The following is a 24,204-nucleotide window of genomic DNA, read 5'->3' as shown; positions in this document are numbered from 1 at the left end:
TGTGGTGGCCTCCGGTCGGACGGTGGTCGGTTGACGAGGGATCAGGTGCGGGTGAGCTCCGCGTAGTGGCGCAGGAAGAGTGCCTCCACCAGCGCCATCCGTTCGATCTCGGTGGGGTCCACGCTCTCGTTGGGCGCGTGGATCAGGCAGCGCGGTTCCTCCACGCCCATCAGGATCAGCTCGGCGTCGGGGAAGGTCGAGGCGAGGACGTTGCACAGCGGGATCGAGCCGCCCTGGCCGAGGAAGGAGATCGGCTTGGCGTAGGCGTCCCGCATGGCGCGGTCGAGTGCGGTGTACGCGGGCCCCTCGGTGGCAGCGCGGAACGGCGAGCCGGTGCCCTCGAGCTCCACCTCGACCCGCGCCCCCCAGGGCGCTGCGGCCTCCAGGTGTGCCGCCAGTGCCTGGGCGGCCGCGTCGGGGTCCGTCCCGGGTGGTACCCGCAGGCTCACGCGGGCCCTGGCCCGGGCCGGGATTGCTGCGGCCGAGCCGACCACGGGAGGGCAGTCGATGCCGAGGACGGTGACCGCCGGGCGTGCCCACAGCCGGTCGGCGACGCTGCCGGAGCCGGTCAACTCGACCCCGTCGAGCACGCCCGCGTCCGCACGGAACTGCCGCTCGTCGTAGCCGAGGCCCGGCCAGGTGCCGCCGCTGTCCAGGCCTTGGACGCGGGTGCTGCCGTCGGCGTCGCGCAGTGAGTCGAGGATGCGGATCAGTGCGGCGAGCGCGTCCGGGGCCGGTCCGCCGAACATCCCGGAGTGCATGTCTCCGGCCAGGGTGGAGACGGTGACCACGATGTTGGCGAGACCGCGCAGCACCGTCGTCGCGGTCGGTGTGCCCACGGCGGCGTTGCCGGTGTCGCAGATGAGCAGCGCGTCTGCGCGCAACTCCTCGGCGTGGCCGGGGACGTAGGCCTCCAGGCCCCCGGTGCCCTGCTCCTCCGAACCTTCGACGACCAGCTTCAGACCCACCGGGATGTCGTCGCCGAGCGCTCGCAGGGCGGTGAGGTGCATGACGATGTTGCCCTTGCAGTCGGCCGCTCCGCGCCCGTACCAGCGGCCGTCGCGCTCGGTCAGCTCGAACGGCGGGGAGTGCCAGGCGGCATCCCCCAGCGGGGGCTGGACGTCGTAGTGGCTGTACAGCAGGACGGTCGGGGCGCCGGGCGGTGCCGGGCGGTGGCCGAGCACGGCGTGGCTGCCGTCCGGGGTCTCGGCGAGACGGACGTCCTCCAGTCCCGCGTCGGCGAAGGCTGCGGCCACCCACTCGGCGGCGCGTCGGCAGTGCTCGGGCGGGAACTGGCGTGCGTCGGCCACGGAGGGCATCGCGACGAGTTCGGCGAGATCGGCCTTGGCCCGGGGCATCAGTGCGGCCACCCGAGCGGCGAGGCCATCGGCCTTTCCCGGAGCGGCAGTTGGCTCAGTCACGGACCACATCCGCGGTCTTGAGGGTGTTGAGCTGTTCCTGGTAGTCCGCCAGCTTGTCAGGGCAGTACACCTCGACCACCTCGGCGCCCGCTGCCAGGATCCGGCCGTCCGCGATGATCGGGCGCATCCCGGGTCCACCCGCGCCGTTGGACATCTGCACCCGCCAAAGGCCCTGCTTCAACGCCGAGTTCGGGTCTTCGCAGACGGGACCGCCGTCGGTGCCCAGGACGAGGGCGGTGTTCTGCACGTTGATTGCGGGGAAGCCCTGGGCGACCAGGGCGTCGTTCAGCTCGTTCGCCTTCCGGTGGGCCTCGTTGGTGGCCTTCTGCTGGGTGTAGGTCAGCAGGCCGGCGATCATGAGACCGACCAGGAGCACGATCGTGCCGATGTAGATCCATCGGTGTTCGGAAGCCATCCGGGTGGGGCTCATGCCACTTCCTCCTCGATCGCGCCGGTACCGGCCTCGGGCTGACGCCAGCTCGGCTTGCGCGCTTTCAGGAACGAGAACGGGATGACGACCCCCAGCAGCAGCAGACCCCCACCGACGATCCCGATGTAGGTCCAGACGCTGCCTCCGCCGAACTGCGAGGAGGGCACGAAGCCGATCACCATGGCCAGGGCCGAGGACACGAACCCGACAACGCAGACCGTGGTCAACATCGGCGCGCGATAGCCGCGCGGATGGTCGGGTTGCTTGCGCCGCAGCTGGATCGCCGCCAGGAACATCAGCAGATACATGATCAGGTACACCTGCGTGGTGATCACCGAGAAGATCCAGTACACGCTGGACACGTCCGGGATCAGCGCGTACAGCACCGCGATCACCGTCGTGACCAGGCCCTGGACGACCAGGATGTTCTGCTGGACGCCCTGGGCGTTGAGGCGCTGGAGGAAGGGCGGCAGGTAGCCCTCCTGCCGGGAGATCAGCAGCAGTCCCTTGGACGGCCCGGCCAGCCAGGTCAGCATTCCACCCACCGAGGCGGCGCACAGCCCCACCGCGATGATCGGGACCAGCCAGCCGATGTGGAAGTACTGGAGGAACGCGTCGAAGGCCTGCATGACGCCGGCGGTCAGGCTGAGCTGCTCCGAGGGGATCACCCAGCTGATGGCCAGGGCCGGCAGGATGAAGATCAGCAGCACCAGGCCCATGGCCAGGAACATCGACTTGGGGAACTCCTTGGCCGGGTCACGGAGCTTGTTGACGTGGACCGCGTTCATCTCCATACCGGAGTAGCTGAGGAAGTTGTTCACGATCAGCACCAGGCTCGCCACGCCGGTCCACTCGGGGAAGATGTGCGCGCCGTCCATCGGCGCCGCGGACGGGTTGCCCTGACCGAGGAAGACCATCCCCAGGAGGACGAGCAGCGTGCCGGGAACCAGCGTGCCGATGATCAGCCCCCAGGAGGCCAGCCCGGCGACGGCGTTCGTGCCACGGGAGGAGATCCACACTCCGCTCCAGTAGACGACCACGATGACGATCGCCGTGTAGACGCCGTTGCTGGCCAGGGCCGGATTGATCACGTACGCGATGGTGCTGGCGACGTAGGCGAGCAGGGTGGGGTAGTAGAAGATCGTCATGGCGAACTGGCACCACACGGCGACGAATCCGAGCGGCTTCGACAGACCCTGCGCCACCCAGTTGTAGACCCCGCCGCCCCATCCGGAAGCCAGCTCCGCCGACACCAGGGCGGTCGGCAGCAGGAACACGACTGCGGGCAGCAGGTAGAGGAAGACACAGGCGAGGCCGTACACCGCCATGGTCGGCGACGAACGCAGACTCGCGACCGAACTGGTCGTCATCAGTGCCAGCGTCAGCCAGGTGATCTTGTTGGACCCGGCTCCGGTCCGGACTGCGGTGGCCGCCCGGGTCCCGCCCGCCCGGCCGGAGCCTTCGCCCGGTACATCTACAGTGCTCATCGAGTGCCACCTCGTCCCAACGTCGGCGCGCCCTTCGCACCACGTTCGATACTGGTCACTCACCGTGGCCGTCGCACGTCGGCTTACGCCGCCGGAGGCAAGCCGGTCAGCCGTTCGGCCTCGCACCCTCCCTCGGGCGCCCGCTGGTTGTGCGGTGGATGAGGGTTGCGGCGGCGAGGGTGGTGGTGGCGAGGGTGGGCCAGAGGATGAGGGGGGTGAGGGTGGTGATGACGGCGGGAGAGACGGCGAGGCTCAGGCCGGTGGAGAGTTGGAGGCGGGAGAGGGCGCGGCCCAGGTGGGCCGGCGGGGCGAGGGCGGTGACGAGGGCGGTGGCGCTGCCGGCGTAGAGGATCTCGCCGAGGGTGCAGGGCACGATCATCAGGGCCACGGCGAGCGGGCCGAGCGGGGTGGCCAGCAGGAAGCCGAGGTAGCTCGCGGCGAGCACCGCCCCGGCCAGTACCAGCACCCGGCTGCGCGACCAGCGGGCCGCCGCCCAGGCGGTGACGGGCACCTGGAGGGTGACCACCAGGACCGTGTTGGCGACGAACACCGCGGCGGGCCAGGCGGGCGAGGCGTGCAGGACCGTCACCAGGACCAGCGGCAGCGCCACTTCGGGCACGTTCAGGCAGAACACGTACACCACGTTGGCGAGCAGCACCGCCCCGAGCCGGGGCGCCTTCCCGGGCCCGTCGGCCCGCGCAGCCGCCGGCCCGGCCGAGACCCGCACCGAGCGGGCCAGCGCGGCCGCCGTCAGGAAGCCGAGCCCGGACGCCGTGGCCAGCGCTCGCAGCGCCGGCGGGCCGCCGGTCAGGCAGACGGCGGCGAGCAGGGCGCCGACGCCGAGCCCGGCGTTGCGGACGGCTCGGGCTGCCGCGAGGACGGTGTCCCGCAATCGGTCCTCGGCGAGGGTGACGACCAGGGCGGCGTGGGCGGCCGGCCAGGCCTGGTTGCCGATGCCGAGGAACAGCGCGGCGAGTGTGAACAGTGCGACGCCGCCGATCGGCGCGGCCAGCAGTGCGGCCACGCCCGCCACCCGGACCAGCATCGACGCGGCCACCGCCGCACTGCGCGCGCCGCGGTCCAGCCAGCGCCCGAGTGGCGGCATGCAGGCCAGTCCCGCGACGATCCCGCCGGTCATCGCCAGTCCGGTGGTGGCCGCGTCCAGTTCGAGCACCGTGATCCCGTACAGCAGCAGGAACGGCCGCAGCAGGCCGGTCCCGAGCGCGTCGACGAGCAGCGCGGCGGCGTAGCGCGGGCCGCCGCCGGCCCGGACGAGTTGACGGAGCGTCGGGCGGGGCGTCGGGCGGCGCGGCGCGGTGGTGGTCATGGCGCCCAGGGTGCGGGCGGGACGGCGGGGCGGTCACGTGGATTGACGCTTTCCGTCAATCGGCGGCGGTGTGCCCGCGAGCGGCGAGAATGTCGGGGTGACCCTGCGCATCGACCTCGCCGGGACGCCGCCGGAGCGGATCCGGTTCGGGGTCTCGCCGCTCGCCGAACTCACCGCGATGCTGCACGTGCTGGCGTCGCCGGAGCACCATCCGCAGCTGGCCGGGTGGGCGGCGGGGGTGTGGGCGGGGCTGCGTCCGGAGTTGGCGGAGCGGCTGCGGGAGGCGGAGTTCCTGTGGCGGTCCTCCCGGGCGGACTTCCTGGTGCCGGCCCGGCCCCGGGCTACCTTGGGGGCCGAACTCGACGAGGTCGACCGGATCGACGACGAGCGGTACACGCACGCGGCACTGGTCACCACCTGCGGCTCGAACCGGCGCACCTTCGCCGACCGCACCTTCGCCGACCGCTCCGCGCTGCACGACCCGGCCGCGCGGGCGGACGCGCTGGACCGCGCGCAGGCCCGCGGTCCCGTCCAGGAGGCGTTCGCGGAGCGCCTGCTGGCCGATCCGCCGGCCGTCCGGGCCCGGGTGCGGGAGACCCTGGAGCAGTGCGCGGAGGCGTTCTTCGACGCCGAGTGGCCGGCGCTGGCCGCCCGCCTGGGCCGGGACGTCCGCGACAAGACGGAACTGAGCCGCCGTCAGGGGCTGTCCGCCGCGCTGGCGGAGGTGTCGGCGGCGATCGCGCTCACCCCGGACGGCGGCTCACTGGTCCTCGACAAGCTCCAGGACTCCATCGCGCCGGCCGGCCCGGCCGGCGTCACCCTGCTGCCCAGCGTGTTCGGCCACCCGCACCTGGTCGCCGTGTACGCCCCCGGCTGGCAGCCCGTCGTCCAGTACCCGGCGGCGGGCGGAGAGCGGCCGGCGACCGTCCCGCTGGAGGCCGTTGGCCTTCGGCTGGAGGCCCTGGCGCACCCGGTCCGGCTCCGCCTGGTCCGCACCCTGGCCCGCGGACCGCACACCACCGGCGAACTCGCCCGCGCCTGGGAGCTCACCCCGCCCGAGGTCTCCCGCCACCTCACCGTCCTGCGCCGGGCCGGCCTGCTCACCGCCCACCGCCGGGGCCGCCACGTCCACCACGCCCTCGACCTGACCGCCACCGCGGCCCTCGGCACCGACCTGCTCACCGCCGTCCTACGCTGACGGGCCCTCAGCCGACCGTCGACGTCGTCGTCGGCTCCGACTGGACAGTGGGTGCGAGGCGCCGGACTCCCGCGGCGGCTGTGGATGCTGCTGGGGGTGTCGACGGCCTCGGCGGTGTGGCCGGCGGAGTACTGGGCGCTGGAATACGCACGGCTGCCGGCCGGGCGGCCGTGCCTTCCCGCGCTACCGAGATGATCAGTTCCCGCAGTCGCTCGACATACGCCTCCATGCTCTTGTGAGCAACGGCGTTGTCGGGGTAGCGGCTCGCGAACTGCAGGCCCTCGTGGAGCCTGGTGGTCCAGGCGCATACCTGGTCACCGTAGGAGACCCGCAGCAGCGCGTACGCCTTCAGCTCCTGCCAGCGTTCCGCGCCGGGGATGCTGCGGGCATCGACGAACGAGACGATCGAGTACAGGTCCGGGGACGTCGGACGGAAAGCGGATCCCACCAGCTGGAGGACACGGGCGATCGGCATCCTCGACAGCGGCCTGCTCTCCCGCAGGGCGGCGCGGACCATCGCCAGCACGCTGTCGAAGTCGGGCGCTTGCGCGACAGGGATCTCGATCGGCGCACCGCCCACGTACCAGCCCACCGAGTCGGCCCATTGGGAGTGCGCGCGGGTGTGAAACGGGACGACCGTGCGGTACACCTGCTGCCCGCCGTACTGGTGCACGATGAGGGCGGTGGCCGCGAGGATGCCGGCCAGACTCCCGCCCCAAGGGCGGCAGTACGCCTCGAAGTCCGCGGCCACCGAGGCGTCCACGAGCATCTCCTGCATGAACTTCTGCTCCGGCAGCGGGCCGGCATCGTCGAGGCCGAGGTCGAGGGGGAAGTTCGGCAGCTTCCCGTCACAGCGGTTGATGAACTCTCGCCAGCGGGCGACGACGGCATCCATGTCGTCGATCCGGTCGGCGCTCGCGCGCTCCGCTGCACAGAAGTCGACATAACTTGCTACCGGCGTACTCTCCACGACACGGCCCTCGAGCCCGGCCGCGTAGAGCTCATGGATCTCTGCAGCGATCCGCTGAAGCGAGTACGCGTCGACGTTGGTGTGGTCGAATGCCATGTAGACACTCGCGCCTCCCTCGCGGACGGCGGCAGCGAAGATGAAGTTTGGCCAAGCGAGTGCGTCCGCCGCCTGATCGAAACGATTCTGCAGGTACCGTGTCAGCACCTCTGCGTCCGCGAAGTCGCCGACCTCCTTGCGGTGCAGTACGACCGCGTCGGCGTCCAGTGTGAAGCGCCGCATCTCCTCACCCACCCAGCGCAGCCCGCTGCGTAGCGTCTCGTGCCGCAGAGTCCACGCTCGCAGCGCCTCCTGGAGAACATCGAGGTCGACCCTTCCGGGGATGTCGAAGGCGGTGCCGAGCCAGGTGGGTACGAACAGGCCGCCCTGGCGCACCGCCTTGGCGGTGCGGACGTGGGCTTCCTGGATGTAGGCGGGCGGGCGGCAGTCGTCCGGCAGGGCGGTGGCTGCCTCCACGGCCTCCTGGCGCAGCGTCCACTCCACGAGATGGCCGGGCCGGACCTCGCACCGCTGGATGTCGGTCACTCGCATGAAATCTCCGTTCGCATGCCCCGGCGGCACCGGCGGGGCGGAGCAAGGCGGCCCGCCATCGGCTGCTCCGCCAGGTGCCGCCGACATGTGCCGGCGGGCATCGGCCAGCGGTAGCCGGATCAACGACCAGATGATTTCAAGGACACGCTTCGGTCAGCTCGATCGAGATCCTGCCGTCCGCTCCGACCGTAAGGTTCGGGCAGTCGCCGCCGGTTATGTGAAAGTTCGTCATGCCCGTCTTCCTGCTGGGGGAGGCGTGACAGGCGTGACACAGACCGGGCTCAGCCTGTCGGGTCGTCAGCGGTCCGTGGCCGACTGTTCCGGCGCGGAGCGCTGCCCGCATCTCCAGCCCCTGGTGCTCACGTGGGCGCACGCCCGGGAACACCAGCGGGAGCCGGCCCGGAGGGTTCCGGGGATCCAGGCGAGCTGGGCAGCCTGTGCGAGATGGCCTGGAATCAGGGCATCGACCTCTACGGGGAGGACGACAACCGCTTCCTCAAGGGGGCCGAGTACGCGGCCAAGTACAACCTCGGCGAGGACGTCCCGTTCACTCGCCTCACGTTCAAGCAGGGCGCGCCCGGTGTCTGGTTGAAGATGGTGGAGGACGCCGCGCCCTCCGCCTCCGGCCGGGGCGATCTTCGCCCGATATGGGCGGTGATCCAGAACCACTACGTCAACCGCCGCGGCCTCTCTGCGCCGTACACCAGCGCCATGGCATCGAAGCTCGCGCCCGAGGGCGGCGCTGGCGACTTCGGCCCGAACAGCGGCGGCTTCGACCAACTCGGCTTCGGTACACTGGTGTTCACCCGTGACAAGGCCGTCGCTCCGGTGTCGCCGTCCGTGCCGACGGGACCGCCGACGGGCAGCGGAAGCTCCTCCGCGTCGACTTCGCCGAGCCCGACCGGGGGTTCGGCCAAGGATCTCGCCGCCACCGGCTCCAACGGCCTCCTCCCGCTCACCGGCATGGGCCTGCTCGCCATCGGCGGCGGCGTGCTGGCCCTCCGCACCCGGGCCCGCCGCAAGGGCGCGCACCGCGCATGACCTGGTGCCCATGAAGGGTCGTTCACCCGGGCCGGTCAGGTCGGGCGCCCGCCCGGTCGGCCGGCCGCTCGGCGTGGGCGGTTGGAAGGCTGTGAGGGGACTGTACGTCCTCGGCTCTGTCCCGTAATCGGTGGTGACAGGGCGTCAGGCGAGAAGGATGCGGTGGCGGAGGAGGGTGAAGCCGGCGCGGCCGTGCATCTGCCTCGTGATCCGTTTGGTGTGGGTGTTGACGCCTTCGGTCGGGCCGTTGTGGTGCGGGAGGGTGAGGCCGGCGTCGACGGCCGCAGCTCTGCGGTGCGGACGTTCGTGAACGGCGGGGCGGTGAGGCCGCCGTAGGTCGGTGCAGTCAGGGCTTCCCTCTAAAGGTGGTGCGCCCTTGTCATTTCGTTGGACGGACGCGCTGCTCGGGCTGCCGGTGCGGTAGGAGCCCGCAGGAGGTCTCGCCAGTCGGCGGGCCAGTTGGCCAGCGCGAGGATGCCCATGATGACGAGGTGGGTCGGCGCGGCCCAACTTTCCACCGTCGGGTCGTGGTTGACGATGTGGGTGGTGGCCGCGCCGGTGAGCACGAACATCAGCGTCGTGGCACCCAGGAAGCGTGTTCGTCGATGGGGGATCACCAGCAGGACGGCGGCGGCACCTTCCAGAGCACCGACCACGAAGCGCATCCAGGACGGGTATCCCCACTCGACGAACTTCGCGGAGTACGCCGAGCTGAATATCGTGTCGCCCGCCCAGTACTTGGTCACGGCGCCCAGCGCGAACTCAAAGGCCAGGAACCAGTACAGGCCGGTCATGAGGCGTTTCGACATAGTTGTTCCTTCAGGGGGAGTCGGGCAGGGTGATGCCTCCGCACGGCGATTGCATCTGCCGCGGGAGTCTTGCTCTCGGGGGTCAGCCCCGCAGGGTGGCGATGGCCTTCTCGATACGCCGTCGGCGCGTCTCGGGCTTCTTCGCGCTCTCGATGGCGCGCACATGCTCGCGTTTGTGGCTGTACGCCAGGTTGTCGTAGGCGGAGCGGGCGACCGGGTCGTCGTCCAGGGCCTGGGCGAAGTCCGGAGGCTCGACGACGACGCGCGGCTCGGTGTCGAGCTCCACCTCGACTTCGACCTCGTCGCCGATCGCGACACCTGCGGCCTGCCGGTTGGCGTTGCTGAGGCCGAGCAGGTGGCGGCCGCGTAGGAGGGCGACCCGGCTCTGCCAGGAATGCCCGTTGACCGTGATCGTCACCGGCGGCCGCGCGCCCCCGCCGAGCGCTGCTACCACCTCGGGCGGAACTTCCAGGCCCCGCATGGGCTCGGGTGGCTCGACGTGGGCCCGAAACTTCATGATCTTCTCCCGTTGTTCTGCTGGTTCACCGCGGATCCCGCTCGCCCGGCTCCGATCGCCGCTCCCGCTTCCCGCGACCGGGTGTGAGGCAAGAGGTCGCGGCTACTCGGCGTAGAACTGCTTGGCCCGGTCCATGTCCCGGACACCGAGGAGGATCGAGCTGACGTGCGCCTTCATGTCTTGCTTCTTGCACTGTGGATGTATGCGTGTTCGCCGCTCAATCGGTACGGCGGGAGAGCCAAGCGGGCCGAGAGTCAGGACGGCGTGGGGGCGAGCGGCGCGGCATTCTCCCAGGCGAACCCGTCCGGGTCGGTGAAGGCGTCGGCGGTGCTGCCGAGGACGATGCGGTGCGAGCCGGTGCCGTCGGCGGGGACGCCGAGGTCCTTGGCAAGGGCACGGCGCTTGTACAGCGCCAGCGTGACGGGGCTGGACTGACCGGGGGCGAACTCGGCGTACTTGCCACCGAAGCTCTTGGCCACGGTCAAACCCCGGCCGACGTAGAGCTGCTTGGTGGCCTTCACGTCCTCGACGCCGATCAGCAGGACGACCTGGTCGATCTCGCGGGTGGCGGGGCCGGTGTCCTTCTTCGCCGAGGTCGCGATCTTCCAGATCGTCCCGTCCGGGGCCTGGACGACGCCGCTGTAGCCCCACAGCGACTTCGTAGCGGGCTTCAGCACAGTGGCGCAGGCGTCCACGGCGGCGCCGACGAAGCTGTCGACGGTGGCCGGCCCGGACACCGTGAGCGCCAGGGTGAAGCCGCGGAATCCGGTGGAGTGGGCCTGGGACGCCCGCAGGGACAGGTACCTGTCCACGCCGAAGGCGCTGTAGAAGCGGTGGGCGGCCTCGACGTCGGCCACCTCAAGGGTGACGGATGCGAGGGACGTGTGGGCTGCGGTGGAAGCGGTGGTTGCCATGACCATCACGCTAGGGGCTGCACGGCAGTCGGGGCTTCTCGATTCCTGACCGGTATCGAGAGTTGCTTCGCCACGCATGCCGGCATCCCCGCCATCGTGATCGCCGACCCCGTGTCACGGGCCGCACCCAGCGGCATTGGAATGGTTGGCTGCTACGTCGCGGCCTGGGCCACAGCGGGATCAGTCCGGATGCAAGTGTGCGTGCGGTTCCACCAGTTGTGAGCGTCGGAGAGGCGGAGGGGGAGCGGCTTCACAAGGAATCCACAAAATCGATCCGTACGCTGCGGGAAGGAAGTGGGGACCGTTCACGCGCCGACGCGTGACCCGGGCGTGGGGCACGAGGCGCCCGGGTGGGTCCACACGTTCGATCCCGAGGGGGGATCTTGACCGCACCGTACCGCGGACGCCTGAGGGCCCTGGCCGCCGGGGGCGTCCTTGCCCTGGCTGTCGGCGCTCTCGCCGCCACCCCGAGCACGGCCGCCCCGCAGCACCGCGCGCCCGACTCCGTCGTCGCGCAGTCCGTGACCGACTCCGCACCGGTGTCGGACCCCGACGCCGCGCCGCGCGGCGTCGGCGAGTACCCGACCGTCGTCATGCCTGCTCTGTCCGGGCCGTCCGAGCAGGTGACGGCCGCCGCCAAGCCGCGGCACGACGTCGACGGCGACGGCCGCAGTGACATGATCGTCATGGAGTACGACCAGGCCACAGCCGTCTACCTGTCGTCGATCCAGGCCTGGAGCGACTACACGATCGCCAAGACCGACCCCGACGCCTCGTTCAAGGACCTGCTGCCGGTGGGCGATGTCGGCGGCACGACCAAGCCGGAACTGCTCTCCCTCTCCTTCGACGGCGTCCTGACGCTCTACGAGGCCGGCTTGAACGCCACGTCGGCGCCCCTGTGGTCGGGCGGCGGCTGGCAGAAGTACAACCGCCTCATCGCCGTCGGGGACGTCACCGGAGACCGTCACCCCGACCTGCTGGCCCGCGACTTCGCCGGTGACCTGTGGCTCTACACGGGGACGGGCACCGTCACCAAGCCCTTCAACGCGCGGGTCAAGGTCGGCACCGGCTGGGGGATCTACGACCAGATCGTCGGTGCCAGTGACGTCGACGGCGACGGCCTCGGCGATGTTCTCACCCGCACCCTGACCGGCGAGCTGTGGTTCCACAAGGGGGCCGGCAGCGCCACCGCCCCGCTCAAGGCCCGCGTCAAGGTCGGCACCGGCTGGAACGCGTACAACGTGATCAGTGGCTCGGACGACGGCGACGGCGACGGCCTGAGCGACCTGCTCGCCCGCGATCGCGACGGCGTGGAGTACTGGTTCAAGTCGATCGGCGGCGGGCGCTTCGCCGCACCGGCGTACTTCGGCAGCGGCTACGAACGCAACAAGTTCATCGTCGGTGCGGGTACCACGCAGCTCTACGGCAAGGCCCAGAATCTCATGACCCAGACCGACGGCACCCTTTCCAAGTACTACGCCCTGGCCAACGGCGCCTACCTGACGCCGCCGACCGGAGTCGGCAAGGAGAAGCCGGGGTCCCGCAACACGTACGCCACCGCGCTCAACAGTCACAACCACGCCAGCTATGTGGAGAACACCGGCAGCGACCTGTACATCCGCAGCAAGAAGGTCAGCTCGACGTGGAACTACAACGCGATGGTCGGCCCCGGCGACCTCACCGGCGACGGCAAGGGCGACCTGCTCAGCCGCGACTCGGCGGGAGTTCTGTGGCTGCACCCCGGCGACGGGGCGGTGGACACCAAGCTCGGCACGCCCATCAAGGTCAGCAGCGGCTGGAACGCCTACAACGCGCTGGTCGGCGCGGGCGACTACTCCGGCGACGGACGGCCCGACCTGCTCGCCCGGGACACCTCCGGCCGGCTGTTCCTCTTCAAGGGGACGGGGACGTCCACCGCGCCGTTCGCCGCCCGGGAACAGATCGCCACCGGCTGGGACGTCTACGACATGCTCGTCGTCCCGGGTGACATCGACGGGGACAGCAAGGGCGATGTGCTCGCCCGCGCCAAGAACGGCGACATGTACCTGTACGCCTCGACGGGCAACGCCGGCACCGCGACCTTCGCCGCCCGGGTGCTGTTCGGCAGGGGCTGGAACATCTACACGAACATGCTCTGATCCTGTCCATCGGACCCCGGCGGTGACCAAGGAGGCCCGTAACTGGTCACCACCTGGGCGTCCGCCGGACACCGACGCGGCCCTCGGCCCGATCCGCTGCTCCGACCGGAGAGCGGATCGGACGATCGCGAGGGCCGCGTCGGTCGGAGCGCGGTCTCCGGACGGAGGGCGCCGAGCAGACGGATCTCAGGAGCCTCCGCCGGTGGAGCCGCCGTGACCGCCCATCGACGGGTACTGCACCCGGCGTCGGACGACCAGGTCCACCTGGACGGCGGAGGGGGCGAGTATCTGTTGCAGCTCCTGGCACAGGGCCGTGGTGTCGGTCGTCCACCGGGGCAGTGACGTGGGCCGGATCAGGTGGCCGTTCTTCAGCAGCACGTACAGGGTGATCTTGGCGTTGACGGGCTTCCGATCCTCCTCGTGCGACTCCGTGACGGCGTGGTCGATCCAGATCTGCCGGACGTCGGTGAGCGGCCTCGGCCGGTCCGTGCGGGAGCCCCGGACGACGGTCATGGTGTCGGGGGAGGCGGCGGGGGAGAACCGCAAGCGGTTCACGTCCCGGAATGCCCCGTACAGGATCACGAACGTGTTGACGACGAGTCCCAGCACGGCGGCGATCCCGACCAGAGCCCAGATCCGGCCGGGTTCGAGACTGAAGATCAGCGCCATGACCACACAGACCGGGATACCGCAGACGGCGCCGGCCACGAGCGACCCGAGCACCTCCCCGGGCCAGCGCTTGGCGGCGAACACGAGCGGCCCGACCCCCTCGCGAAGCACCACGTCGACCACGTCGGGACTCGAACGGTCCACCCGCACCCTGCTCATGACCCAACGTTAGGATCGTCACGCTGGTTGTGGAAGAGCGCCCTCGGCCAAGCGGACCGGCCGAGGCGCGCCTGTCTGCGTGGTCGGGGCTGGGGTTGGTGTTGCGGCGGTGGGCAGTGTCCTTTCCATCGTAGGCTGATGGGTCGTCAGTGGACTGATTCGTCGGCGATCGTCGGGAGTGGGGCTGTGGATCTCGTGGGTCGTGGTGGACCGTTCCGGCTGTTGGTGACGGGTGGTGGTACGGGTGGGCACACCTATCCGGCGCTGACGGCGGTTCGTGCGCTGCAGGCTCGTCTGGCGGAGGCCGGGTGCGCCGTGGAGGTGCTGTGGGTCGGCACGGCCGAGGGCTTGGAGGCGCGGGTCGCCCCGAGTGAGGGCATCGCGTTTCGGGCGGTGGCGACCGGCAAGGTCCGCAGGTCGAGCAACCCGCTGAAGATGATCTCGCCTGCGAATGTGAAAGACATGGGGCGTGTCCCGCTCGGTGCCGCGCAGGCCCGTTCGATCATCGCGGAGTTCCAGCCGGACGTGGTGCTGGCGACGGGCGGGTATGTGGCGGTGCCGGTGGGGCTGGCGGCGCGCTCGTGCGGGGTGCCTCTGGTGGTCCACGAGCAGACCGTCCGCCTCGGGCTGGCGAACAAGGTTTTGGCCCGGGCCGCGACACGGGTGGCGGTGTCCTCGGAGTCGACTCTGCCGCTGCTTCCGGAGTCCGCGCGGCGCACCGCGACGGTGACCGGGAATCCCGTACGGCCGGCGGTGCTGGCGGGCCGGCCGGAGAAGGCGGTCCAGGCGCTCGGCCTGTACGGCTTCGACCAACGCCTGCCCACCGTGTACGTCACCGGCGGGGCGCAGGGATCCGCCCAGATCAACACACTGGTGACGGGTGTACTGCCGTGGCTGCTGGCAGGCGCGAACGTCATTCACCAGTGCGGGCCGGCCAACGAGGAGGGCCTGCGGGCGCAAGCGGCGGCCCTGCCGGTGCACTTGGCGGGCCGCTACCTGCTGACCGGGTTCGTCGGTGCGGAGCTGCCAGATGTGCTCGCGCTCGCGGACCTGGTCATCTCGCGCAGCGGCGCCGGGACGATCGCGGAGCTGACGGCTCTCGGGAAGGCCGCGGTGTTCATCCCGCTCGCCACCTCAGCGGGAAACGAGCAGGCCCACAACGCGACGCACCTTCAGGAGGCCGGCGCCGGCATCGCCCTGCTCGGCGAGGTCACTCCTGGCGGGCTGCAGCTGGCCCTGGCCCCGCTGCTCGCAGACCCGGCCCTGCGGGCGGCGATGGCGTCCCGGGCTCGCGAGCAGGGCAGGCCGGATGCGGCCGAGCGCTTGGTGGATGTGATGCTCGCGGCGGCCGAAGCCCGCTGAGGCGCTCCACCGTGCGGTTCGACCTTGACCGGTGCCGCAGGGCTTCTCCTGGCGCGGGCCCGGTCCCGCCGCCGCGAGCTGGTACGGCTGCGTGATGCGCTGCAGAGGACGCCTCCTGAGAGTGCCACGCAGCCCGCACACGGTGGCGGGCAGGGCGCTGAGAAGGACCTTGAGTGCACTTCACCAGGGCACGGTGCCGGCGTCCTCGAAGAACCTGCCGGTCGGGCCGTCGTCGGGCAGGGTCGCGAGTTTGATGGCGATCGCCGCGCCCTGTTCGGGGGTGCGCACGCCGTGGAAGCCGTTGAGGTCGGTCGCGACGTAGCCGGGGCAGGCGGCGTTTATCAGGATGTTCGTGCCGCTCAGCTCCCGGGCGTACTGGAGGGTGACGGCGTTCAGGAAGGTCTTCGACGGCGCGTACGCCACGGCCACCGGACCGATTGCCTGCTCGCCACCGGCTCCGGACTGCCGGGTGAGGGAGCCGACGCTGCTGGACATGTTGACGATCCGGGGCGCGGCCGAGCGGCGCAGCATCGGCAGCATCGCGTTGGTGACGCGGAGGACGCCGATCACGTTGGTCTCCACGACGGTGCGGATGGTGGCGGGATCGACCCGGGTGGGCTCCTGCGGCATGCCGCCGCTGATGCCGGCGTTGTTGACGAGCACGTCCAGGCGCCCTGCCTGATCCTCGATCAGCCGTGCGGCGGTGCTCACGCTGGCGTCGTCGGCCACGTCCAGCGGTACGCCGAACGCGTCGACGCCGGCCGCGCGCAGTCGCGCCACCGCGGCCTCACGGCGCTGATCGTCTCGGGCGCCGACGCCGATGCTCCAGCCGAGGGCGCCCAGGCCCATGGCGATCTCGTAGCCGATTCCCTTGTTCGCGCCGGTGACCAGCGCAGTCGTTCGTTCGCTCATGGGCACCATGCTGCCTTCGGACCCGGGCGGCGGTCCAAGACCGATCGGGTGGGGAACGATACCGTCAGGGTATTGATCCGGGATACCGTGGCGGCATGGAGACCCGGGAACTGCGCTACTTCGTCGCTGTCGCCGAGGAACTGCACTTCGGGCGTGCCGCTCAGCGGCTCGGGATCGCGCAGCCGCCTCTGTCACGGGCGATCCAGCAGCTCGAACGCCGGCTCGGGGCAGCACTGTTGGACCGGACCAGCCGCACGGTCACGCTGACGGAGGCCGGTTCGGTGCTGTTGGTCGAGGGCAGGGCTGCCCTCGACGCAGTCGACGCCGCCGAGCGCCGGACCCGCCGTGCGGCCCTTGCCGTGACCGGCCGTCCCGGCCTGGCCCTGGTCACGAAAGCCAGCGCGTCCAGGGAACTGCTGGCCGAACTGCTCGCCGCGTACGCCGCCGAACCCGACGCGGTCCCCGTCGACGTCATCCTGTGCGGCCCGGCCGAGCAGCAACGACTCCTGCGCGAAGGCCGGGCCGACGTGGCACTGCTGCACCGGCCGTTCGACTCGACAGCCGGGTTCCACACCGAGGAGCTCAGCACCGAGGGCCAGGTGGTGGTCCTGCCGGCCGGGCATCCGCTCACCGCCCGTACCCATGTGCACATGGCCGACATCGCCGCTCTGCCGGGCCTGCCCCTGCCACGCTGGCCCAACCCCGACGGCACCTACCCGCCCGGCCCCGGCCCCCAAGTCCGCGACCACGCACAGCTGTTGCAGCTCGTCGCACTCGGCCGCGCGTGCGCGGTCTCACCGGAGTCGTGCCGATCCCAGCTGCACGGTGACCTCGCCGCCGTGCCAGTGCTGGATGCGCCGGCAGTCACCACCGTCATCGCCTGGCCCCCGCACAGCCGGTCCAGAGCCGTCGCGGACCTCGTCCGGACGGCGACACGCCTCCAGGAGTTCCAACGCACCTGACCGAGATCGAGGGCACCAATGTGGCGGCCACGCCACTGCCGGGCGACCCGCCCGGCAGCACCTCCTCCGACTCACCGACCGCCCTGGCCCAGGGAGTTCCGGGAGACCTGCAACGGATCGGGTCCGACGCCAAAGCCAAGCTGAACGCCCTCGACACGGGCACCCGGGGACACGCGGGCGATGAGTGCGACTCTGTGACCTTCTGGGGCGCGTGGGTGGGACAGCTACCTGCGGCGAATTCTCCTGACGATGCAGACGACGGCGGGGGCGAGCAGCGCGAGGGCGATGACGACGTAGTGCCAGGGTTCCACGGTGGTCTCCTCGGACGGTGGGGTAGCGGCGCCATCCTGCCGCACTGTGGCCGGGGGCGAGGGGGCAACGGCGGAGGAGACCGTGATCGTTGGTCAGTTGCCGGGAAGCCAGGGGGTGATGGGGCCCAGCCGCTGTCAGGCGGCCGGTGCCTGCGGGACAACCCCCACGCGTGCGGGTCCGACTGCGAAGCCGGTGCCGACGTACACGCCCCACGGGGACCAGCGCGCCGAGAGCCGCACTCTGCGCCGAGACCTGTAGGGTCTCGCGCTCCGTGGCGGAATCTCGTGGATCCTGGCGGATGTGCGGCGGAACGCGAGAACCCACAGTCCGGCGCCACGCACTGACCGGGCCGGCCTGATGAACAGCCACCAGATGGGGCTGCCAGCAGCTCAGGCCCGATGCTCCTGTCCAGGGCCGGCGGGCCGCTGCGGCCGGCGAGACACCGGCCCTCGGCTCGCTCGCGGGATCATCACGGGGACACCGTCCTTCTCGTCACGACGGCGACGCTCATCCGCGACGCAGAACAGACAGGCGTTGCCGGCCGCCGGATCGGTCGGCGCGCCGGGGTGGCGTTCGCACCCGGACGTGTTGCGGGGTCGGGCGAGCTCGCGCGCGACGCAGAAAGCTTGGTGGACGGTGTCGGCCATCTCCAAGAACTCGGCGTCGGTGGAGCGCAGCGACATGCCGTAGCCGAGTTCGCTGGTCCGGCGCAGGAAGTCCTGGAGTAGCTCGAGCGTGAACGGGCCGTCAGGGACCAGGTAGCCGAGGGGGTTCGTCTTGGCCACGGGCGGCACGAGGGAGCCGGTGGTGCTCAGGCGGCGGGCTTCGTTGCAGATCAGGCACCGGGTCCAGCCGCGCGGGGGCTCCGGGTCGATCGCACCGTTGGGGTGCCGGTCGCAGCCGGTGTAGGTCTTGGCCGGGGCGAGGCTGCGGGCAGCGGTGAACGCGACCCACAGCCCGTCCGCGACGAGCTCGAACTCCGTGGGGTGCGCCCCGTTCCAGAGATTGCGGACCACGTCATCGGTGGCGGCGAGCTTCGCGCGCAACTCGGCCAGGTGAAACGGCCGACCAGCCGGAACGGAATACGTACTCTGGCTGCGCCCACTGTCACTCATGGCGGTAAGCCTGGCACACCGGGCCGACAGGCTGGTGCCTTCGACCACCGGAATCCGGCCGCACTCCGGCGGCCGACCTGCGCGGACTGCCCGGCGACCGCGCCTCGTTGAGACGGTGGTGGTGTGTACCGGGTGGCGGCCGGGCTTGGGGACCCTCCTGACGGTGTACGAGCTATCGCGTAGGGTGCTTCGCAGGTCTGTTGGTGCCGTCCGGGGGGTGGGCATGGGTGTCGTACTGCCAGATGAGCTGGCGTGGGTGCTGGATCTGATCGGCGTGAACTGGCCGAACGTGGACGAGGACGACTACCGCGAGATGGCGGACGCCATGCGGTCGTTCGCCGACGAGCTCGACAGCGGTATCGCGGACGCGCACTCCGCGGTGCAGGACATGATGGGCGCCAACGCCGGACTTGCGGTCCAGGCGTTCGAGGCGCACTGGGGCACGCTGTCGGGCACACACCTCAACCAACTCGCCGAGGGCGGCCGCATCGTCGCCACGGTGCTGGACGGCACGGCGCTGGTCATCGAAGGCGCGAAGATCGCCGCGATCATCCAACTGGGCATCATGGCGGCCGAGGTGATCGCCGCCCAGGCAGCGGCGCCGTTCACCTTCGGTCTGTCCGAAGTCGGTGCGCTCGGCGCGACGCAGGCGACGAGACTCATCATCAAACGGCTGCTCAAGGAAGCCGAGCAGCAGATCATCTCCGAGCTCGTGTCCATGGCCACCGGGCCGGTGATCGAAGCGGTCGGGAACATGGCCGGCAGTCTGGTCATCAATCTGCTGGAAGACGCCGCCGAGTCCGGCACCGGCGCGCGGGGGAGTGCGGCATGAGCGACGGATTCAAGTTCGACCCGGACTCGATGGACAATCTCGGCAAGCGGTTCGACCGCTTCTCCGACGACCTGGGCAACTCCAGCAGCCGCCACCACGGACGGGCCAAGTCCGCGTTCGGCCGCACCCGCGGCAAGGGCGGCCTCGCGGCCGCGGCCGAGCAGGGCATCAGCCAGCTGCTCGGAGCGATGGAGCAGGGCCAGAAGGCCCTGCAGAAGCACCTCAAGGACGTCGGCCGCGGCCTGGAGATGAACGGCCGCAACCACAAGGCCACCGAGCAGCGGATTGTCGACGCGTTGAAGAAGGGTCCGGGCAAGGGCGACGGCCCGAAGTCCCCGGGCGGCAGCGGGCCCGGCGGCCGGCCGCGGGGCGGTGGCGGCAACGGGCGGCGCAACAAGGGCGAGCAGCCTCTTGGCCGGGGTGACCGCAACGGGCAGGCCGTCGACGGCAACAACGGGTGCCGCACGGCCGGCGACCCGGTCGATGTGGTCTCCGGGCAGATGATCACCTCCGAGACGGACCTGGCGCTGCCGGGGCTGCTGCCGATGGTGCTGCGGCGCGCGTACGCGTCGAACTACCTCGGCGGCCACCTGTTCGGTCAGGGCTGGTCCTCCACCCTCGACCAGCGCATCGAGATCGACGCCGACGGCATCCACTTCGCCGGTGACGACGCCCAGATCCTCCACTACCCCCTGCCCTCCCAGTCGGGCGTGCCCGTCGTCCCCACCACGGGCGCGCTGTGGCCCCTGACTTGGGATCAGGCGACGGACACGGTGCGGATCGAGGACCCGGACCGGGGTTGGACCCGCCACTTCGCCGGCTCCGGCAGCGGCAGCTACCGCATCGGCGAGATCCGGCCGATCAGCTTCCACACCGACCGCAACGGCCACCGGGTGACGTTCCTTCGCGACGAAACCGGACAGCTCACCGAGGTCGGGCACAGCGGTGGGTACCGGGTCGCGGTGGACACCACGTTCACCGAGGAGGGCCCGCGGGTGGGCGGGCTGCGCGTGCTCGGCCCTGCCGGGCAGGACACCCAGGTCGCCGAGTACCAGTACTACCCGGACGGTCAGCTCGCGGGCATCGTCAACTCCACCGGACTGCCGTACATCTACGAGTACGACGACGACGGCCGCATGACCGCCTGGATCGACCGCAACGGGCAGACCTACGAGTACGAGTACGACAACACCGGCCGGGTCGTCCGCGGCGTCGGGCAGAACGGATTCCTGTCCGCGGCCTTCCACTACGACGTCGCGCAGCGGGTGACTGTCAGCACGGACAGTCTGGGTCAGGCCACGGAGTACCACTACGACGATCAGTTGCGCGTGGTGCGGGTGGTGGATCCGCTGGGGAACGCGGCGGTGACGGAGTACGACGAGGCCGGCCGGGTGACCGCCCGCATCGATGAGATCGGCAGGGTCACGCGCCTGGAGCTGGACGGGCAGGGGGATCCGGTGCGGATCACCGAGCCCGGGGGTGCGGTCATCGAGCTCGCGTACACCGGGCTGCGGCAGCTGGCGTCGGTGTCCCAGGGCGGCGCGACGGTGGCGACGTTCTCCTATGATCCGCAGGGCAACCTGCTGGCGAGCACGGACGCGGCAGGTGCTGTGACCAGCCGTCAGTACGACGGTCAGGGCCGCCTCGTCCAGGTCACGGATCCACTGGGCCAGGTCCGGCGGATGGAGAACAACGCGGCCGGGCTGGTCACCGCGATCACCGACCCGCTGGGCAACACCACCCGGGCCACCTATGACGCGTTCGGCCGGGCGGTGACGTTCACGGACGCCCTCGGTGCCGTCACTGCATTGGCCCTCAGTACGGAGGGGCAGGTCACCGGGCGGGTGCACCCCGACGGAACCCGCGAGAGCTGGGATTACGATCCGGAGGGCAACCTCGTCGGGCATGAGCTCGACGGCGCGGTCACCCGCTTCGAGACCGGGCCGTTCGGCCGGCTCGCCGCCCGTACGCTGCCCGACGGGGAAGTGCACCGCTTCGAGTACGACACCGAACTGCAGCTCCTGGCCGTCTCGATGAACGGCGCCGCCTGGCGTTACAGCTACGACCGGGCCGGGCACCTCACGGGGGAGAGCGACTTCAACGGGCGGGTCCTTCAGTACCGGCTCGACGGCGCTGACCAGCTGCTGGAGATCACCGACTCCGCCGGGCAGAGCACCACGTTCTCCTACGACCCGCAGGGCCGGATCACTCGGCGCCGGCACCACGACGGCACCGCAACCACCCTCTCCTACGACGAGCGCGGCCTGCTGACGAGGGTTCAGGACGCCAGGGGCGCCATCGAGTACACCCACGATGCAGCCGGCCGCGTCCTCAGCGAGAGCGTCGACGGCCACACCACCGCGTTCACCTACGACGCGCTCGGCCGCCGCGCCAGCCGCACCACCCCGAGCGGCATCGTCTCCACCTGGACCTACGACGCCAACAGTCAGCCCGCCAAGCTCAGCAACCCCCTGGCCGCCCTCACGTTCGCCTACGACGCCGCCGGCCGCGAGACCACCCGCTACCTCGGCACCCGAGCGGCCCTGACCCAGACCTGGGACACCAGCGATCGGCTCAGCGCCCAGTCCATCTGGGCCACCGACCCCGCGCCGGACAGCACCACGGCCTACACCAACCTGCAGGAACGCACCTACAGCTACCGCGCCGACGGCATGCCCGCCGCCGTCACCGACCGGCTGCGCGGCCGCCGCGACTTCGACCTCACACCGGCGGGACGTGTCACCCGGGTGCGCGCCGAGACCTGGAACGAGAGCTACGCGTACGACGTCCTGGGCAACATCACCCACGCCCAGGACAGCCGCCGTCCCGACAGCGCGGCCGCGGGGGAGCGCACCTACAGTGGCTCGCTGCTTCGGTCGGCCGGCCGCACCGCCTACCAGTACGACGAGCAGGGCCGCCTGACCCGCCGGATCGTCCGTACCCTGTCCGGGCAGCGACGTGAGTGGCGCTATTCCTGGAACGCCGAGGACCAGCTGGTCAAGGTCGACACCCCGGACCGCGGAAGCTGGGCCTACGTCTACGACCCGGTCGGCCGGCGCGCGGCGAAGTGGCGCCTGACCGAAGGGGGCCAGGCCGCGGAGACGGTGCACTTCGTGTGGGACGGCGTCCAGCTCATCGAGCAGTACCAGACCCTGCCGGACGGGAGCCGACGAAACGTCACCTGGGACTGGGCTCCCGGCGCCTGGGCACCGCTGTCCCAGACGGAGCGTCACTGGGACCTCCAGGGGCAGGCCCTGGAGGAGCGCTTCTACGCCATCGTCACCGATTTGGTCGACACCCCCAGTGAACTGGTCACCCCCGACGGACAGGTCGTCTGGACGGGCGACACCGACCTGTGGGGCCGCCGCAACCACGCCGGCGCCGACGGCCGCCCCTCGTGCCCGCTCGGCCGGCCGGGCCAGTACTACGACAGCGAGTCGGGCCTGGAGTACAACTACTTCCGTTACTACGACCCCTCCACCGGCCGCTACCTCAACAGCGACCCCATCGGCCTCGACGGCGGACCCAACCCCCACTCCTACGTCCCCAACCCCCTGTTCTGGAGTGACCCGCTCGGTCTGGCCGCCCGCCGCCAACCGGTGGGCTGGGGAGGCTCCCACTACAGCCTGCGGCCCAGCAACTGGACCGACGGCAGCGACACCAACGCCTACGAGCGAAACCACATGCCGGCCCGCGACTCCTATCTCGGTGTCGGCACCTCCCAGCTCGGATACGGCGCAGGCCCGGCCATCCGGATGGACTACGACGACCACCGCGCGTTCATCAGCACCGGCTCCGGCGCCGAGTCCATCGCCTGGCGCGCCAAGCAGCGCAGCCTCATCGCCCAGGGCAAGTTCGACGTCGCGATGAAGATGGACATCGGCATGATCCGCAAGATCCACGGCAACAAGTACGACGCCGCCATCCAGGAGATGGTCGACCACCTGCCCAACAACAAGAACTTCCAGAAGTACCTCTCCGACAACGGCTGGAAGCTGCGGACGTGCCTCCTAAAATGACGGTCATGGACATCGAACTGGATCCCCCGAACGGCATCACCGGCTTCCCGCTCGGCATGCCGGCGGAGGACGTCAAGGCGGCTGCTGCTCAGCTGGGCCAGGTCAAGGTCACCAACGAGGGCTCCACCAGTGCCTTTCGCCCGATGAAGGTCCTCGCCCTGCACCCGCAGTTCGAGATCGTCTTCCACATCGAGCGCGGCAAGACCCTGCGAGCGGCCGAGGTGTGGATCCCCCAGCCCGGGCCGCAGCAGATCACGGTCAGCTTCCGCGGAATCGACGTCTTCCGCACCCCCGCTCTCCAGCTCCTCGAACAGCTGGAAGACCTGGGCCTGACGCTCCTTCAGGTCGAACCCAACCACTGGACCGTCCCCAAGCTCTCCCTCGGCCTCACCCGCACCGCCGGCCACGAAGTACCCCTCGACACCGACGGCGAGCCCAAGTACTTCCAGGCCGTCCTCGCCGGCCCCACCGACTACTACGACTTCCTGCTCAACCAGTAGCGCCCTCGGGAGATGCATAAAGGATTAATATAAAGCTGCTATGCTTCAGGCATGAGTCGCCGAGACGCCGCGCACGGCGCTTCCGATGCCATCGGGTCAGCCCTCTACGGTCTGGCCACCAGGGCCGTGAGACGCCTTCCCCGCGACATGAGCCTGACCTCCGCCGCCACCTTGGCCACGCTGGACAAGACCGGCCCGCGACGGATCACCGATCTGGCGGTGGCCGAGGGCGTCACCCAGCCCGCGATGACCGTCCTGGTCCGGGTGATGGAGGAATCCGGGCTGGTCGAGCGGAAGGGCGATCCGTCCGACAAGCGGGTCACGCTGGTGTGCCTGACCGAGGCCGGCGCGTCGTACGTCCGGAAGCGACGCCAGGCGGGCGTCGACGCGTACGCGCGGTTGATCGACGAACTCACCGGTGACGAGGTCGAGGCCCTGGCAGCAGCCCTTCCGGCGCTGCTGCATCTGGCGGAGCTCGAAAGCCACGCCCGAGCGGAGCCGGGCCGGTGACCGCGGCCCAGG

The 24,204-nt window shown here is 70.6% G+C and carries 20 protein-coding genes; 9 read left to right on the top strand and 11 right to left on the bottom strand.

Annotated features, from left to right (window positions below):
- Positions 1–41: 41 nt before the first annotated feature.
- The 4 genes from ACXJMZ_RS16680 to ACXJMZ_RS16665 all read right to left on the bottom strand — a co-directional run bounded on the left by ACXJMZ_RS16680 (position 42) and on the right by ACXJMZ_RS16665 (position 4,665).
- Complete coding sequence (locus ACXJMZ_RS16680) at positions 42–1,358, bottom strand: M20/M25/M40 family metallo-hydrolase (RefSeq protein ID WP_457030861.1); 1,317 nt, start codon at positions 1,356–1,358, stop codon at positions 42–44.
- Between the two features lie 55 nt (positions 1,359–1,413).
- Positions 1,414–1,851, bottom strand: a complete 438-nt coding sequence (locus tag ACXJMZ_RS16675) for a hypothetical protein (RefSeq protein ID WP_457030828.1) — start codon at positions 1,849–1,851, stop codon at positions 1,414–1,416.
- Positions 1,848–3,338, bottom strand: a complete 1,491-nt coding sequence (locus tag ACXJMZ_RS16670; RefSeq protein WP_457030827.1) for an APC family permease — start codon at positions 3,336–3,338, stop codon at positions 1,848–1,850. Before ACXJMZ_RS16670 ends, ACXJMZ_RS16675 begins: the two co-directional genes overlap by 4 nt.
- A 106-nt stretch (positions 3,339–3,444) precedes the next feature.
- Complete coding sequence (locus tag ACXJMZ_RS16665) at positions 3,445–4,665, bottom strand: MFS transporter (protein ID WP_457030826.1); 1,221 nt, start codon at positions 4,663–4,665, stop codon at positions 3,445–3,447.
- A gap of 97 nt (positions 4,666–4,762) precedes the next feature.
- On the opposite strand from ACXJMZ_RS16665, the gene ACXJMZ_RS16660 reads away from it, so the two are divergent.
- Complete coding sequence (locus tag ACXJMZ_RS16660; protein ID WP_457030825.1) at positions 4,763–5,863, top strand: DUF5937 family protein; 1,101 nt, start codon at positions 4,763–4,765, stop codon at positions 5,861–5,863.
- A 7-nt stretch (positions 5,864–5,870) separates the two neighbouring features.
- On the opposite strand, the gene ACXJMZ_RS16655 is transcribed toward ACXJMZ_RS16660, so the two are convergent.
- Entirely contained in the window at positions 5,871–7,421 is a 1,551-nt protein-coding gene (locus ACXJMZ_RS16655; protein ID WP_457030824.1) for a condensation domain-containing protein, read from the bottom strand.
- Between the two features lie 444 nt (positions 7,422–7,865).
- On the opposite strand from ACXJMZ_RS16655, the gene ACXJMZ_RS16650 reads away from it, so the two are divergent.
- Entirely contained in the window at positions 7,866–8,462 is a 597-nt protein-coding gene (locus tag ACXJMZ_RS16650; RefSeq protein WP_457030823.1) for a hypothetical protein, read from the top strand.
- A 359-nt stretch (positions 8,463–8,821) separates the two neighbouring features.
- Here ACXJMZ_RS16650 and ACXJMZ_RS16645 read toward each other — a convergent pair whose 3' ends face one another.
- The 3 genes from ACXJMZ_RS16645 to ACXJMZ_RS16635 form a co-directional block, all read right to left on the bottom strand.
- The gene (locus tag ACXJMZ_RS16645; RefSeq protein WP_457030822.1) at positions 8,822–9,271 is read right to left on the bottom strand and encodes a DoxX family protein; all 450 of its coding nucleotides are present in this window, start codon (positions 9,269–9,271) and stop codon (positions 8,822–8,824) included.
- Positions 9,272–9,353: 82 nt separating this feature from the next.
- A complete protein-coding gene (locus ACXJMZ_RS16640) occupies positions 9,354–9,788 on the bottom strand; it encodes a YdeI/OmpD-associated family protein (RefSeq protein WP_457030821.1) in 435 nt (144 codons plus the stop codon).
- A 254-nt stretch (positions 9,789–10,042) separates the two neighbouring features.
- A complete protein-coding gene (locus ACXJMZ_RS16635) occupies positions 10,043–10,708 on the bottom strand; it encodes a glyoxalase (RefSeq protein ID WP_457030820.1) in 666 nt (221 codons plus the stop codon).
- A gap of 377 nt (positions 10,709–11,085) precedes the next feature.
- Between ACXJMZ_RS16635 and ACXJMZ_RS16630 the strand changes: the two genes are divergently transcribed.
- Complete coding sequence (locus tag ACXJMZ_RS16630; RefSeq protein ID WP_457030819.1) at positions 11,086–12,840, top strand: FG-GAP repeat domain-containing protein; 1,755 nt, start codon at positions 11,086–11,088, stop codon at positions 12,838–12,840.
- A gap of 186 nt (positions 12,841–13,026) precedes the next feature.
- Here the strand turns inward: ACXJMZ_RS16630 and ACXJMZ_RS16625 are convergent, their stop codons facing one another.
- Positions 13,027–13,668, bottom strand: a complete 642-nt coding sequence (locus tag ACXJMZ_RS16625; protein WP_457030818.1) for a hypothetical protein — start codon at positions 13,666–13,668, stop codon at positions 13,027–13,029.
- Between the two features lie 186 nt (positions 13,669–13,854).
- On the opposite strand from ACXJMZ_RS16625, the gene ACXJMZ_RS16620 reads away from it, so the two are divergent.
- Positions 13,855–15,030: a UDP-N-acetylglucosamine--N-acetylmuramyl-(pentapeptide) pyrophosphoryl-undecaprenol N-acetylglucosamine transferase gene (locus ACXJMZ_RS16620; RefSeq protein ID WP_457030817.1), complete on the top strand. Its 1,176-nt coding sequence runs from the start codon at positions 13,855–13,857 to the stop codon at positions 15,028–15,030.
- A gap of 180 nt (positions 15,031–15,210) precedes the next feature.
- On the opposite strand, the gene ACXJMZ_RS16615 is transcribed toward ACXJMZ_RS16620, so the two are convergent.
- A complete protein-coding gene (locus ACXJMZ_RS16615) occupies positions 15,211–15,942 on the bottom strand; it encodes an SDR family oxidoreductase (RefSeq protein WP_457030816.1) in 732 nt (243 codons plus the stop codon).
- A gap of 95 nt (positions 15,943–16,037) precedes the next feature.
- Between ACXJMZ_RS16615 and ACXJMZ_RS16610 the strand changes: the two genes are divergently transcribed.
- Positions 16,038–16,904, top strand: coding sequence for a LysR family transcriptional regulator (locus ACXJMZ_RS16610; protein WP_457030815.1), 867 nt, complete (start codon positions 16,038–16,040; stop codon positions 16,902–16,904).
- Positions 16,905–17,605: 701 nt separating this feature from the next.
- Here the strand turns inward: ACXJMZ_RS16610 and ACXJMZ_RS16605 are convergent.
- On the bottom strand, positions 17,606–18,379 hold the full coding sequence (locus ACXJMZ_RS16605) for a hypothetical protein (protein WP_457030814.1): 774 nt from the start codon (positions 18,377–18,379) through the stop codon (positions 17,606–17,608).
- A gap of 175 nt (positions 18,380–18,554) precedes the next feature.
- Here ACXJMZ_RS16605 and ACXJMZ_RS16600 point away from each other — a divergent pair, with 175 nt between their 5' ends.
- The 4 genes from ACXJMZ_RS16600 to ACXJMZ_RS16585 are packed head-to-tail and all read left to right on the top strand — an operon-like array spanning position 18,555 to position 24,192.
- Positions 18,555–19,163, top strand: coding sequence for a WXG100-like domain-containing protein (locus ACXJMZ_RS16600; RefSeq protein WP_457030813.1), 609 nt, complete (start codon positions 18,555–18,557; stop codon positions 19,161–19,163).
- Entirely contained in the window at positions 19,160–23,182 is a 4,023-nt protein-coding gene (locus ACXJMZ_RS16595; protein WP_457030812.1) for a DUF6531 domain-containing protein, read from the top strand. Before ACXJMZ_RS16600 ends, ACXJMZ_RS16595 begins: the two co-directional genes overlap by 4 nt.
- Before the next feature lie 5 nt (positions 23,183–23,187).
- Positions 23,188–23,682 carry a hypothetical protein gene (locus ACXJMZ_RS16590; RefSeq protein WP_457030811.1) on the top strand — a complete coding sequence of 165 codons (495 nt, stop codon included), beginning with the start codon at positions 23,188–23,190 and terminating at the stop codon, positions 23,680–23,682.
- 51 nt (positions 23,683–23,733) lie between these two features.
- Positions 23,734–24,192, top strand: a complete 459-nt coding sequence (locus ACXJMZ_RS16585) for a MarR family winged helix-turn-helix transcriptional regulator (protein ID WP_457030810.1) — start codon at positions 23,734–23,736, stop codon at positions 24,190–24,192.
- Positions 24,193–24,204: the final 12 nt, after the last annotated feature.

The organism is Kitasatospora sp. P5_F3, assembly GCF_054049135.1.
The sequence above is the reverse complement of the archived record's forward strand: the minus strand, read 5'-3'. Positions and strand labels throughout refer to the sequence as shown.

What these genes read in the sequence shown, in the direction of transcription:
- ACXJMZ_RS16665 (WP_457030826.1), bottom strand. Translation starts at nt 4,665, where the DNA reads ATGACCACCACCGCGCCGCGCCGCCCGACGCCCCGCCCGACGCTCCGT.
- ACXJMZ_RS16585 (WP_457030810.1), top strand. Translation starts at nt 23,734, where the DNA reads ATGAGTCGCCGAGACGCCGCGCACGGCGCTTCCGATGCCATCGGGTCA.
- ACXJMZ_RS16640 (WP_457030821.1), bottom strand. Translation starts at nt 9,788, where the DNA reads ATGAAGTTTCGGGCCCACGTCGAGCCACCCGAGCCCATGCGGGGCCTG.
- ACXJMZ_RS16645 (WP_457030822.1), bottom strand. Translation starts at nt 9,271, where the DNA reads ATGTCGAAACGCCTCATGACCGGCCTGTACTGGTTCCTGGCCTTTGAG.
- ACXJMZ_RS16675 (WP_457030828.1), bottom strand. Translation starts at nt 1,851, where the DNA reads ATGAGCCCCACCCGGATGGCTTCCGAACACCGATGGATCTACATCGGC.
- ACXJMZ_RS16655 (WP_457030824.1), bottom strand. Translation starts at nt 7,421, where the DNA reads ATGCGAGTGACCGACATCCAGCGGTGCGAGGTCCGGCCCGGCCATCTC.
- ACXJMZ_RS16635 (WP_457030820.1), bottom strand. Translation starts at nt 10,708, where the DNA reads ATGGTCATGGCAACCACCGCTTCCACCGCAGCCCACACGTCCCTCGCA.
- ACXJMZ_RS16680 (WP_457030861.1), bottom strand. Translation starts at nt 1,358, where the DNA reads ATGCCCCGGGCCAAGGCCGATCTCGCCGAACTCGTCGCGATGCCCTCC.
- ACXJMZ_RS16625 (WP_457030818.1), bottom strand. Translation starts at nt 13,668, where the DNA reads ATGAGCAGGGTGCGGGTGGACCGTTCGAGTCCCGACGTGGTCGACGTG.
- ACXJMZ_RS16595 (WP_457030812.1), top strand. Translation starts at nt 19,160, where the DNA reads ATGAGCGACGGATTCAAGTTCGACCCGGACTCGATGGACAATCTCGGC.
- ACXJMZ_RS16600 (WP_457030813.1), top strand. Translation starts at nt 18,555, where the DNA reads ATGGGTGTCGTACTGCCAGATGAGCTGGCGTGGGTGCTGGATCTGATC.
- ACXJMZ_RS16670 (WP_457030827.1), bottom strand. Translation starts at nt 3,338, where the DNA reads ATGAGCACTGTAGATGTACCGGGCGAAGGCTCCGGCCGGGCGGGCGGG.
- ACXJMZ_RS16615 (WP_457030816.1), bottom strand. Translation starts at nt 15,942, where the DNA reads ATGAGCGAACGAACGACTGCGCTGGTCACCGGCGCGAACAAGGGAATC.
- ACXJMZ_RS16650 (WP_457030823.1), top strand. Translation starts at nt 7,866, where the DNA reads ATGGCCTGGAATCAGGGCATCGACCTCTACGGGGAGGACGACAACCGC.
- ACXJMZ_RS16590 (WP_457030811.1), top strand. Translation starts at nt 23,188, where the DNA reads ATGGACATCGAACTGGATCCCCCGAACGGCATCACCGGCTTCCCGCTC.
- ACXJMZ_RS16610 (WP_457030815.1), top strand. Translation starts at nt 16,038, where the DNA reads ATGGAGACCCGGGAACTGCGCTACTTCGTCGCTGTCGCCGAGGAACTG.